10 protein-coding genes are annotated in these 12,133 nt (G+C 56.5%); 2 read left to right on the plus strand and 8 right to left on the minus strand.

The window, feature by feature from the left end:
* Positions 1-32: 32 nt before the first annotated feature.
* The gene (gene leuB / locus BM320_RS10945; RefSeq protein WP_090199868.1) at positions 33-1,136 is read right to left on the minus strand and encodes a 3-isopropylmalate dehydrogenase; all 1,104 of its coding nucleotides are present in this window, start codon (positions 1,134-1,136) and stop codon (positions 33-35) included.
* A 57-nt stretch (positions 1,137-1,193) separates the two neighbouring features.
* Positions 1,194-2,090, minus strand: coding sequence for a LysR family transcriptional regulator (locus BM320_RS10950; RefSeq protein WP_090199870.1), 897 nt, complete (start codon positions 2,088-2,090; stop codon positions 1,194-1,196).
* Positions 2,091-2,180: 90 nt separating this feature from the next.
* On the opposite strand from BM320_RS10950, the gene BM320_RS10955 reads away from it, so the two are divergent.
* Positions 2,181-3,092 carry an NAD-dependent epimerase/dehydratase family protein gene (locus BM320_RS10955; protein WP_090199872.1) on the plus strand — a complete coding sequence of 304 codons (912 nt, stop codon included), beginning with the start codon at positions 2,181-2,183 and terminating at the stop codon, positions 3,090-3,092.
* Here the strand turns inward: BM320_RS10955 and BM320_RS10960 are convergent.
* The 5 genes from BM320_RS10960 to BM320_RS10985 form a co-directional block, all read right to left on the minus strand.
* Positions 3,027-3,911, minus strand: coding sequence for an endonuclease/exonuclease/phosphatase family protein (locus tag BM320_RS10960; protein ID WP_090199874.1), 885 nt, complete (start codon positions 3,909-3,911; stop codon positions 3,027-3,029). The two genes, BM320_RS10955 and BM320_RS10960, sit on opposite strands and share 66 nt — an antisense overlap.
* A gap of 89 nt (positions 3,912-4,000) precedes the next feature.
* Positions 4,001-4,777, minus strand: coding sequence for a hypothetical protein (locus BM320_RS10965; protein ID WP_242650998.1), 777 nt, complete (start codon positions 4,775-4,777; stop codon positions 4,001-4,003).
* 340 nt (positions 4,778-5,117) lie between these two features.
* Complete coding sequence (leuD, locus tag BM320_RS10970) at positions 5,118-5,723, minus strand: 3-isopropylmalate dehydratase small subunit (RefSeq protein ID WP_090199876.1); 606 nt, start codon at positions 5,721-5,723, stop codon at positions 5,118-5,120.
* Positions 5,723-7,129, minus strand: coding sequence for a 3-isopropylmalate dehydratase large subunit (gene leuC, locus BM320_RS10975; RefSeq protein ID WP_090199878.1), 1,407 nt, complete (start codon positions 7,127-7,129; stop codon positions 5,723-5,725). The genes leuD and leuC overlap by 1 nt, the downstream gene beginning before the upstream one ends.
* A 209-nt stretch (positions 7,130-7,338) precedes the next feature.
* On the minus strand, positions 7,339-8,277 hold the full coding sequence (locus BM320_RS10985) for a calcium-binding protein (RefSeq protein ID WP_090199882.1): 939 nt from the start codon (positions 8,275-8,277) through the stop codon (positions 7,339-7,341).
* A 130-nt stretch (positions 8,278-8,407) separates the two neighbouring features.
* On the opposite strand from BM320_RS10985, the gene BM320_RS10990 reads away from it, so the two are divergent.
* Positions 8,408-9,766, plus strand: a complete 1,359-nt coding sequence (locus tag BM320_RS10990; RefSeq protein WP_090199883.1) for a mechanosensitive ion channel family protein — start codon at positions 8,408-8,410, stop codon at positions 9,764-9,766.
* 186 nt (positions 9,767-9,952) lie between these two features.
* Here the strand turns inward: BM320_RS10990 and BM320_RS10995 are convergent, their stop codons facing one another.
* The gene (locus BM320_RS10995) at positions 9,953-11,941 is read right to left on the minus strand and encodes an Ig-like domain-containing protein (protein ID WP_090199885.1); all 1,989 of its coding nucleotides are present in this window, start codon (positions 11,939-11,941) and stop codon (positions 9,953-9,955) included.
* Between the last annotated feature and the right edge of the window lie 192 nt (positions 11,942-12,133).

Here is a 12,133-nt window from a genome sequence, read left to right on the forward strand (position 1 = left end):
CAACGCCCCCCCGATGGGGAGGCGCGCGAAAATCAAAGTGACGCGTCAAGCGCTGCCAAAATCACATCGCCCATTTGTGTGGTCGAAAGCGGAACGCCGCCTTCCGGCCCCATCAGATCGCCGGTGCGGGCACCATCCGCCAGCACCGATTCGATCGCCGCTTCCAGACGGTCGGCCTCGGCGCCCATATCAAACGAATAGCGCAGCGCCATCGCAAACGACAGGATGCAGGCAATCGGGTTTGCCTTGCCCTGACCGGTGATATCAGGGGCAGAGCCGTGCACCGGTTCATACATCGCTTTGGGGCGCCCGTTGGCCATCGGCACACCCAATGACGCAGACGGCAACATGCCAAGCGATCCGGTCAACATCGCCGCGCAATCGGACAGGATGTCGCCAAACAGGTTGTCGGTATAGATCACGTCGAACTGCTTGGGCGCGCGCACCAGCTGCATCGCGCCGTTATCCGCATACATATGCGACAGTTCGACCTCGGGGTAATCCGCATGTACTTCGGTCACAACATCGCGCCACAAGATGCCTGATTCCATCACGTTGGCTTTTTCCATCGAACACAGGCGTTTGTCGCGTTTCATCGCCAGTTCAAACGCCGCACGCGCGCCGCGCTCGATTTCCGCTTCGGTATAGCGCTGCGTGTTAATGCCGACGCGCAGATTGTCTTCCATATGGATGCCGCGCGGTTCGCCAAAGTAAACCCCAGAGGTCAGTTCGCGCACGATCATGATATCAAGACCGGCCACCAGTTCCTTTTTCAGCGATGAAAAATCGGCCAGCGCGTCAAAACACTGCGCCGGACGCAGGTTCGCAAACAGGTCCATTTCCTTGCGCAGACGCAGCAAACCGCGCTCTGGCTTGACGCTGAAATCAAGGTTGTCGTATTTCGGGCCACCCACGGCACCCAGCAGCACCGCATCTACCTCTTGGGCTTTGGCCATCGTGTCGTCGTGCAGCGGCACGCCGTGTTTGTCATAGGCTGCACCGCCGACAAGATCTTCAGAGACGTCAAACACCACGCCGCGTTTGTCACCAAACCAGCCAATGACGCGCTTGACCTCGTCCATGACTTCGGGGCCGATGCCGTCACCGGCGAGGATCAAAAGGGAGGGGTTTGCCATATGTCTGGTCCTTGGTTGCATAAGTTGCACGTGCCCTAGCCTGCCCGCGCAAAATGTTCAAGATACCAAGGGCCGCAAGCCCTGCTCTAACAGGTCCCAAACCCGTTTGATCCTTGGGGTTTGGCGCATAGCGGCATGGGCTGTCAGCCAGATCGGCAATTTCGGCAAAGGAAAGCCAAGATCAATCAGCGCGACAGCAGGGTCCGCCTGCCCGATCACACGCTGCGCAAACCCGATCCCGCATCCCGCCCGCACAAGCGCCCAATAGGTCGCATGGTGGTCGCAGCGGATCTTGAAGAAGCTGCGATCAACATCAAGCCCCGCCGCGCGGAACCCGGCAATAATGCGGTCGTCATGATCATAGCCGACAAATTCATGGTCAAGAATATCATCAATACCGCGCGGCTGCCCATGCGTTTGCAAATAGGTTCGGGCGGCAAACATCCCCAATGCGACATCGCCCAGATGTTTGGTCACAAGGTCAAGCTGGGTCGGGCGGTACATGCGCAGCGCAATGTCGGCCTCGCGGAACAGCAGATTGTGGCTGTCGTCGGTTGGCGCGATTTCAATCTCTATCTGGGGTTCGAGCTGGCGGATGCGCGCGACAATCGCGGGCAGATGATCTGCAGCCACCGCCACGCTGGCCGAAATGCGCACGCTTCCGGCAAGCCGCGCCTGCTGCCCTGCGGCGGTCAGCGCAATTTGTTGCACCGCATCGCGCATCGCCCGCGCAGGTGCCACCAGATCCGCGCCCGTGCTGGTCAACGCATAGCCACGCGGTTGCCGATGGAACAATTCTGCACGCAACTGCACCTCTAGCGCCTTGATCTGGCGGCCCAATGTCGGCTGGCTTGCGTTCAGCATACGCGCCGCGGCTGACAGGCTGCCCCCTTCGGCGACAGCCAAAAACGCCTGCACCAATGACCAATCCAGATTCTCGAAATGCTTGTCCATTCAATTATGAATACATGTATTGCGAATTTTGACAATTCAAATCCGTCTGTGAATGGCTAATTCATGTATCAAAGCAATAGGAGACACGCGATGACACAAACAGTTCTGATCCTTGGTGGCAGCGGAAAAATTGGCAGCCATGCCGCCATCGCATTCACAGACGCCGGCTGGACCGTCCGCCACTACGACCGCAAAGCGGGTGACATGACGCGCGCAGCCTTGGGGGCCGATGTGATCGTCAACGGGTTGAACCCGCCCAACTACCACAATTGGGCGCAGCTGATCCCGCAGATCACTTCGCAAGTCATCACCGCCGCCAAAGCCAGCGGCGCAACCGTCATTGTGCCTGCGAATATCTACAATTTTGGCAATCATCCCGGCACATTCGACGAACACACCCCCCAGCGCCCGCACACGCGCAAAGGCAAAATCCGTGTGGACATGGAAAAATCCTATGCCGCTGCGGGGGTGCAAACCATCCTGTTGCGGGCGGGGAATTTTATCGACCCCAACGGCAACGGCGATATCATGTCGGCCGCGATGATGCGCAGCATCCGCAAGGGCAAACTGACCTTTCTGGGCGACCCGACCGCGATGCAGGCCTATTGCTATGTGCCCGACTGGGCGCGCGCGGCTGTGCAACTGGCGCAAATACGCGATCAGCTTGGCCGTTTCGAAGATGTCCCCTTTTCCGGCCACGCATTCACAATGATCCAGCTACAACAAGACCTTGCGCGGCATTTGGGGCGGGATGTCAAACTCTCGGCGTTTCCGTGGTGGGCGATGAAACTGCTGTCACCCGTCTGGGAGCTTGCCCGCGAATTGACTGAAATGCGTTATGCCTACGCGATGCCGCACCAGATATCAGACGTGAAATTCCGGCGGCTATTGCCCGATTTTGCGCCCACCGATCTGGCCACGGTCATGCGCGCAGGGCTACCGCGCGATATCAACCCAGACAAGCCAGTGCGGCCCCGCGCCAAGGCTGCGATCGTCCAGTGACGGGTCGTCAGGCGGCGGGCGCTGCACGCCCGCATCCACGACACGCCAGCTTTGCACGGGCAGCACATAGCTGACGCGCAATTCCCCCAGTTCAGGCCGATCCGACCAAGCAGCGGTCGCAATTTCGGCCAATGGGTCTTGCAACCGCTGATCGGCCAGAAATGCAGCCATCGCATCGCGCAGCCCGTCGCCCGCAAGCGGGTCAAGATTGGCATTGCCAGCGATCACAAAATCTGCGGGCACCTGCCCCAATCCGCCATCCAGCACCGCCGTCCAAAGCCGCAATTCATCGCGGTTGCGCAGCCCGTTGCGGTCCTCGGGGCCGTCAAAAACCGGTGGCGTGGCCGCAAAGGCGAACAGATTCAGCGGGCCGTCAGGCAATAATACCGGCACCACCCAATGGCTGGTTGACGATAGCCGTTGCACTGCCGCAACCTGATCCGTCATCGGCGGCAGGGTCGCACCCGGTAAATCACGCCAACGCAGCGGCGAATAATCCGTGACCGCGCCAAGCGGCCAGCGCGACAGCACCGCAATCGCGCCATCACCCGCAAATTCGCCATAGCCTTGGGCATCACGCGCATCGCCACGGCGGTTATCCCCGTCAAGATCAAGCCCCGTCGGCAAACCCGCATTGCTTGGCCCTGCAAATTGATGCACATATTCCGGCCCCAATAGCTGCGCAAAAGCGGCAAGCGCGATGCCGTCATGGTCATAATCAAAATCCGTCAGCACCAGAACATCGGGCGCGGTTGCCCGAATGACCTGCGCAATGGCTGTTATCTGCGGATCGTCACCTTTATGGATATCGCGCAGCAACAGACCAGGGCCTGCACGGCTTAGCGGGGCGGCATAGGTCGCGACGCGGATCGTTTGTGCAAGGCCGGGATGCGGCAGGCACAGCAGGATCAGCCCGCATAATGCCCCGAGATAGCGGCCCGCTCTGCCGCGGCATGCCGCTGTGCGCGGATCATCTGTGCCACACGGCTGAGCGCGACACCGCGCATCAATATACTTGCTGGCAAAAACGCCCATGCGGCAACCATCCATAACAGCGTATGCATATCGTCAAGGCGCACCGCCGCGCCAAAGCTGGCAAATATCTTAAGCACCGCCGGCACCAAGAATGGCAGCAAGAACCCTAATATTACGTTAATGCGTCCATCCCGTTCGAGCCGTTCAACCACATCACCGCCCGCAGAATTGAACGTCGGCAGGTTCACCCAGACGTTAAACGGCGCGTCACGGCGCGGCCACTGCCGGAGCCGGAGCAAGACAACAAACCAGATAATCGCAATCGCCGCGATCATATAGCTAAGCCCTGCCCCGTCGCGCACCCGCAAAACAAGCTCGGGCGAGGCGCTTTCAGGCAGCATCAAAACCATCAGCCGCACCGGCGAAAACGGAAAATCCACAACCGCCCCGATGTTCGATCCGCCTCTTTGCACATATTCGGTCATCGCAGAGGGCGTGATGTAGCCCCGAAAAATGATCGACAGGCACAAGACAATCGCAAAAAGCGTCAGGAACCGCACACGGTTAAACGGTGGCGCTTCGCGGAATTCGATAACGCTGGGGCTGCCCGTGCAATATTCGGCAAGCGTAAAGATCGCGGCAAATATCGCGAATAAGACAATAATCTGAATATTGTAATCAGCCGCAGGCGGCAGGAAAAGTGCCGGCATGACAACAACCAGTACCACCAATATGGCGCGAATGATTGCTCCGGGTAGGCGGCTAAACACGCTGATCAATCCCCTTACAGACCTAGCGATCAAAATTTCGCAAAATAACGCACTGCTGTTGTAATTTACGGTGCAAGTTCAACAAGATACAAATTACTGCGTAACATGACAGCAGTGGCCAGTCGGACATCCAGAATGCCGCAATCTATGCGAACTGGCAATTGCTATTAACCATCGAGTGTCGCGAATTTGCGAAAATATGCAATAAAATTCATACATTGTCGCCAAAATAGAAAAAAGGCCACGCAGCGGCGCGGCCTTTTTCATAATGGGTGCCGGCTTAGACCCAAGGGCGTTCGGCAGCAGCTTTGGCTTCGAAACTGTCGATTGACGCCACTTTTTCAAGCGAAAGCCCGATGTCATCAAGACCGTTCAACAAGCAATGCTTTTTGAACGCATCAACCTCAAAGCTGAAAACATCGCCGTCTGACGAGGTGATCGTCTGCGCCTCAAGATCAACTTCGATCCGCGCGTTCGACCCTTTTTCAGCGTCTTTCATCAGCACGTCGACCTGCTCTTGCGGCAGGGCAATCGGCAAAATGCCGTTCTTAAAGCAGTTATTATAGAAAATATCCGCAAAAGATGTGGAAATCACGCAAGTGATCCCGAAATCCGCAATCGCCCAAGGCGCATGTTCGCGTGATGAACCGCAGCCGAAATTATCGCCTGCCACCAGAATTTGCGCATCGCGGTATTGCGGCTTGTTCAGCACGAAATCGGCAATTTCATTGCCCGCGCGGTCAAACCGCATTTCGTCAAACAGGTTCGCACCAAGACCGGACCGTTTGATGGTTTTCAGAAACTGCTTTGGGATGATCATATCGGTATCGATATTAACCAATGGCAAAGGCGCTGCGATGCCGCTGAGTGTGGTGAATTTTTCCATTAGTTCAGCTCCCGAATGTCAGTCAATTTGCCGGTGATCGCGGCGGCGGCGGCCATCGCGGGTGACATCAGATGCGTGCGCCCCTGATAGCCTTGGCGGCCTTCAAAGTTGCGGTTGGAAGTGGACGCACAGCGTTCGCCCGGCGCCAGTTGGTCGGGGTTCATCGCCAGACACATGGAACAGCCCGCAAGCCGCCATTCAAAGCCCGCATCGATAAAGATTTGCGCGATGCCTTCTTCTTCGGCCTGTGCGCGCACAAGGCCAGAGCCCGGCACAACCATCGCCCGCATCCCGTCCTTGATCTTCTTGCCTTTCAACACGGCCGCAGCCGCGCGCAGGTCTTCGATCCGCCCGTTGGTGCAAGATCCGATAAAGACGGTGTCGATCGCGATGTCGGACAGTTTCTGCCCCACCTTCAGACCCATATAGTCGATTGAACGCTGCACAGCGCCCGCTTTACCGCCAGCAAAGCTGCTTGGATCTGGCACAACATCGGTGATCGGCAGCACGTCTTCGGGTGATGTGCCCCAAGTGACCAGCGGCGCGATATCTTCGCCGCGGATGGTCAGCACCTTGTCGAAATGTGCGCCTTCGTCAGTGTAAAGCGTCTTCCAATATTCCAGTGCGGCATCCCAATCAGCGCCCTTTGGCGCGTTCGGGCGGCCGTTACAGTAGTCATATGTTGTCTGGTCAGGCGCGATAAGACCAGCGCGCGCGCCGCCCTCGATCGCCATGTTGCAGACCGTCATCCGGCCTTCCATTGACAGGCTCTGGATGGCTTCGCCGCAATATTCGATCACATAGCCGGTGCCGCCTGCGGTGCCGGTTTTGCCGATCACGGCCATGGTGATGTCTTTGGCGGTCACACCGGGCGCAAGCTTGCCGGTGATTTCGACCTTCATGTTCTTGGATTTCTTCTGGATCAGCGTTTGCGTGGCCAGCACATGTTCGACCTCGGACGTGCCGATACCATGGGCCAATGACCCGAACGCGCCGTGGGTCGCAGTGTGGCTGTCGCCGCAAACTACGGTCATGCCAGGCAGGGTCCAGCCCTGTTCGGGGCCAACGATATGCACAACGCCCTGACGGACATCGGACACAGGGTAATAGTGCAGACCAAATTCCTTGGCGTTCTTGTCCAAGGCTTCAACCTGAATGCGGCTGTCTTCGGTCATCGAGGCCGCATTGGCGCGGTCCAGCGTTGTCGGCACGTTGTGATCCGGCACAGCGATGGTTTTTTCTGGCGCGCGGACCGTGCGGCCTGCCATGCGCAACCCTTCAAAGGCCTGCGGGCTGGTTACTTCGTGGACCAGATGGCGGTCGATATACAATAGGCATGTGCCGTCGTCTGCTTCATGTGCGACATGCGCATCCCAGATTTTATCATAGAGCGTTTTGGGGGACATTGTCCTCTCCCGTATCAAATTTTCAGATGTCTTCAGGCGTGCGGAATTGGCAAGGGGATCACCCCTTAGCTAGTATCGTGCAGCTCGCGCCATAAAACCGCCAAGGCAGCCGGGCACGGTCATCCATGTCAAAAACCTGTTTCATAAGGGGTCAGATACACTTGGGCGCGCAATCTCGCAAGGGTCTACGCACCCAAATTACTTGGGCCCTAGGCTGTGACTGCGCTCATTGTGGCTTCGGGATCAAACAAATCCGCCTCGGTGGTTGATACCACATCCACGTTGCTGTCGTTCAGCTGATCGACGGTCACCCCTTTCAAGAACGCCAGTGCGCCTTCAAATTCTGCAGGCACATCGCCAGGGCCCGCATAGACCGCCTCGACCATAACGCCGTTCACGCCATCAACTGTCATTTGGGTCATGGTGACATCCACATCGGGCAATGTCCCGCCATCCGGCACGTGATCAATCGTGAGCGTCAAAGTATCGCTGAACGGGTTAAAATCTTCGATTGTGGCTTCGGTCAGCTGGTCGTCAGTGACATTAGCCAGCACAAAGAAATCATCCGCCCCGCTGCCACCCGTCAAGGTTGCTGGTCCGGTGACAAGGATAAGATCGTCCTCGCCGGCTTCGCCATCAGCAGTGCCGTTGCCGCCCCAGATATAGATCGTGTCATTGCCTTCGCCGCCGGTAATTGTATCGGTCGATTGCTCCGCAGGGACAATCTCGCCATCAATAAGACGCGAATCAAACCCGCCAAAAATCGTATCGTCACCGTCTTGCCCACCAAGCCGGTCAGATCCATAACCGCCGTCGATCAGGTCGTTGCCCTCACCGCCAAACACGCGGTCGCCACCAACTTGACCATAAAGTTCATCGTTGCCCGGGCTGCCAATAATCCAGTCGCGGCCGTCGCCGCCATAGACAGTATCGTCGCCTTCACCGGGGCGGATTTCATCGTCGCCTGCGCCGCCGTGGATAATATCATCCCCGGCCCAACCGCGCATGATATCGTTGCCATCTGTTCCAAACAGTTCATCGTCACCACTTGTACCGCGGATTTCGCCCTCTGTTTCATCATCATCGTCGTCCATCGATAAAATAAGGACACCAAAAGTAGCAAGCAATACGGCCAGAGTTACATACATGAATACATCCAAAAATTAGTATTTTAGAAAGAATTAGCTCGATTTCTTTAGGCTCACAAGAACAAATGCAGCTTAGCTTGCCCGCTGTCATTTCTCGTGCAAGACTGCCTGAAAACACGGTAGATAAATCATGGCAGGGCATAGCGACCTTTCTGAAACGGGTGACAGTGCTACAGGTGACGCGCAGCTCGAGCAGGTGCTGAGCATCGGCAATGATTTGTTCGATTATCTCAGCAAATTTGCCGACGGGTTTATCCGCCCGTGGAACCTCTACCAGATCGGGATTACTATCGGGCTATTTGCGCTTGCGCACCTTTTGCGCGCTGTTTTGGGGCCGCGCATCCGCGCATGGATGGCGGCGCGCGAAAACTGGCCCAAATGGCGTATCCGTATCCTTGTCGTGATCAACCAGCGGCTGCGCGCGATATTCTTTGTCGCGCTGATCTGGCTCACGATCTTTGTGATGCGCGAAGTCACATGGAACAGCCGCAGCTATCTGCTTGGGATCATTGGCACGCTGGCCTTTGCGTGGCTGGCCGTGGTCTTTGCCACGCGGCTGATCAAAAGCCCCTTCCTGCGCAAACTGGTCCGCTACGGGGCTTGGACCTATGTCAGCCTGCGGATTTTGGGGATGCTCGAACCGGCCGAAACCCTGCTGGACAGCGCCGGATTTACCGTCGGGGATATGCGGTTTTCGCTGCTCTTGCTGGTGCAGTCGCTTGTTATCCTCGGGGTGTTGGTCAGCCTTGCGCGGTTCTTTACCGCAACCACCGCCAAACGGGTGCGCACCAACCCCGATATCAGCCCGTCCATGCAGGTGCTGATTATCAAGGGGCTGCAAATTGCGATCTACGGCGCTGCTTTCTATTTCGGGGTCAAGGCGATCGGGATCGACCTGACAGGGCTTGCGGTGCTGTCAGGGGCCATTGGCGTTGGCCTTGGTTTTGGTCTGCAAAAGGTCGTGTCGAACCTTGTGTCGGGCGTGATTATCCTGCTCGATAAATCCATCAAACCCGGTGACGTGATCAGCCTTGGCGAAACCTTCGGCTGGATCAACGCGCTGGGTGCGCGCTATGTCTCGGTGGTCACCCGCGACGGCAAGGAATACCTGATCCCGAACGAAGACCTGATCACCGGCCAAGTCGTGAACTGGTCGCATTCCAACGATTTTGTGCGGCTCGATATCCATTTCGGGACATCCTACACCGACAATCCGCATGACGTGCGCCGGATCGCCATCGCCGCCGCCCAAGGGGTTGACCGCGTGTTGACCACTCGTCCCACCGTCTGCCATATCGTGGGCTTTGGTGATAGTTCGGTCGATTACATCCTGCGGTTCTGGATCACCGACCCGACAGGCGGGCTCACCAACATCCGCGGCAACGTGTTTCTGGCGCTCTGGGACGCGTTTACTGAGAATAATATCAGCATCCCGTTCCCGCAACGCGAGGTGAAACTGCTGAACGAAGCAAAGACGGATCAGGGGTGATGGTTGTTGTGACGAGACAAAGCGCACCTTGGCCCCCTAGGATCCAATCACTGCGTGCATAAGGTGGCGTACATAAATCACGCAATTACCCTCTGAAAAACAACCTTCGCACCGTCGGTTTCTGTGGTAGGAACACCGCTGGGTAGAGCATGCGATCACAGCGTCATGACGTGCGAATGCGCTATGTCAAAACGCCAAGTTGAAACCGACTTGCAGGCCATAACTTTCATAGCCACTGGTGCCGATACCGTCATAGAAGGCATCCACAGCCAGCATGCCGCCATTTGCAAGGGTGTAGTTTGCGCCCAGCTTTACCTTCCCGCGGCCACCTTCATAGGTTGGAATAACCAGGTCAGCATTGCCTGAACCGCTTGTCGATGATCCGATGGCCGCGACCCCGCCAGTGAGCATCAAAGCCGCACTATTATGGCGCAAACTGACAGCGTGACGGAAATCCAGGCCAACTTCTGCTTGCCCGATTTCAATACCTTGCTCAGGAACAAGGTTATCGAGACTATCAATATATGCGTCTTGATTGTCAGAAGTATAGGCAAGCTGCAGTGACGGGATCACGGTGGTCGCATTATACTGCAACTCGCCCGCGACCTTTAACTGCGCCAACACGCGTTCGGTGTCAAAGCCGTCAGTGTAGGTCCCAAAAGGTGAAACTTCGTTAGAGGTTTGACCATAAAGCAAACGCCCTTCAAAGAATAAAGGATGGGCAGCAGTGCGGGCCACAAAATAGGGGCCAGCCAACCAACCAGAACCTTCAACGGTCGCCAAGCCATCGTCTTGGCTAAAGTAGTCGATTTCGACCATGCCACCGACCAAAAGATTGGGAGAAACGGTATAGTGGCTGCCCAATACCCCAAAGACATATTGGGTCTCGCGCGTGTCTTCATTGGACCAAGACCCGTTTAGCCGGAACCAAAGACTGTTGTCGGCATTTGGTGACGTCATAAAGTTAAAGCTGCCGCCTGCTTGGGTAGCAGAGACGTCCAGGCCGCTGGTCGTGTCCCCTGCTAAAAACCCTGTCAGACCCGGCTGGTTTGAGATCAACTGATTGGCACGCGACTGCATGAACTGCGCGATGATTACTTGGGTTTCTTCTATGTTTGAACTGGAAACTGTCAGGCTGCCCGACGCGGTGCTGGGATTGCCCGCTGCATCTTCAGCGGCCCCTGCGGGAATGGAAACTTCAACGTCGCCTGAACCTGTTGCGACAACCGTTGCCACATAATCGGCGCCGCTCCCCGTGACGGCGGTCACCGATCCGTTCGCGACGATCAAATCGCTGGCACCAAATCCTGTGACGTCTTCGGAAAAGGTGACAGTTACTGCCACTTGAGTTGCCGCAACAACGCTTGTCACAGATGTAGAAATACTGACCGAGGGTGCGGTGCCATCATGGGTGACAGAAACCTCATCTGACGCGACCCAATTCCCAAGCCCATCGTTATCGGTAAAGCCCCCTCTTTGGACCGAAACACTGGCCGTCCCATCCGCGATCGGGGTCAGTACAACATTATAGCTGCTACCACTGCCCGAAACGATCGCCGTGGCATTTGTCAATGTAAGACTGCCAACGGTGAAATCAGTGCTGTCTTCAGATAAGGTCGCGGTCGAAGTATAGTTGCCACTAACGTCTGGCCCGCTGAGCGCACCAAGCGTTACCGTCGGCGCTACATTCAAAAGAGTGCGGTTAACCGTAACGGTCGTTGCCGTTTCCCCCCTGATTTCGGCAAGATACGCGTAGCGGTCGCCGGCAGTGGTCTCTGTCGCTTGAAATGAAAGCTGCATAAGGTCGACTTCTTCATACTCCCACGAAGCGCCTTGCTGAAAAAGGTTGGCAACGTCCGCAAGGCTGCAATGCGTTTCCAAATTTGCAGCAGTTATCGCCGAAAAAGTGGTGGATAAATTTCCATTAAAATAGCTTAGCCCGCCCGCCGCTTGAGTTTCTACAGAACCACCACCCGAAGGGCTAACGCGTACAGACGCCAAGCCACCATTCAGATTTTGGACGAAGGCGTTCAACCGGCATTCACTATTCAGCGCCAAACTCCGGTCGATACGCGTTGCGGCATCAAAGGCCGCTGCGGGTGATGTCAGGGCAAGCAGTGTAGCGCAGCTGAGTGCAAGACGGCCAAGACAGGCATTGCGTTGTTTCATATTCATTTTATCCAATTCCTGCACAACATTTCGAGATGCGGCGCCCAACAAAGAACACCACAGGTTTCGACCGTGTTACCCGGACTCAAACACCATTAATTACGTGTCGAGCATTTTAGTGACGGCGGTCAGAGCGCCACAAGTCTTCAAGCCGGAACTTGGTCGCTGCATTTTTCCGATCTATCAATGACCTTGCGT

Source organism: Yoonia tamlensis (assembly GCF_900115105.1).
Classification (GTDB): Bacteria; Pseudomonadota; Alphaproteobacteria; order Rhodobacterales; family Rhodobacteraceae; genus Yoonia; species Yoonia tamlensis.

Coding starts and splice junctions, on each gene's coding strand:
- leuB (WP_090199868.1), bottom strand. CDS start 1,136: ATGGCAAACCCCTCCCTTTTGATCCTCGCCGGTGACGGCATCGGCCCC.
- BM320_RS10950 (WP_090199870.1), bottom strand. CDS start 2,090: ATGGACAAGCATTTCGAGAATCTGGATTGGTCATTGGTGCAGGCGTTT.
- BM320_RS10955 (WP_090199872.1), top strand. CDS start 2,181: ATGACACAAACAGTTCTGATCCTTGGTGGCAGCGGAAAAATTGGCAGC.
- BM320_RS10965 (WP_242650998.1), bottom strand. CDS start 4,777: ATGCCGGCACTTTTCCTGCCGCCTGCGGCTGATTACAATATTCAGATT.
- leuD (WP_090199876.1), bottom strand. CDS start 5,723: ATGGAAAAATTCACCACACTCAGCGGCATCGCAGCGCCTTTGCCATTG.
- leuC (WP_090199878.1), bottom strand. CDS start 7,129: ATGTCCCCCAAAACGCTCTATGATAAAATCTGGGATGCGCATGTCGCA.
- BM320_RS10985 (WP_090199882.1), bottom strand. CDS start 8,277: ATGTATGTAACTCTGGCCGTATTGCTTGCTACTTTTGGTGTCCTTATT.
- BM320_RS10990 (WP_090199883.1), top strand. CDS start 8,408: ATGGCAGGGCATAGCGACCTTTCTGAAACGGGTGACAGTGCTACAGGT.
- BM320_RS10995 (WP_090199885.1), bottom strand. CDS start 11,941: ATGAATATGAAACAACGCAATGCCTGTCTTGGCCGTCTTGCACTCAGC.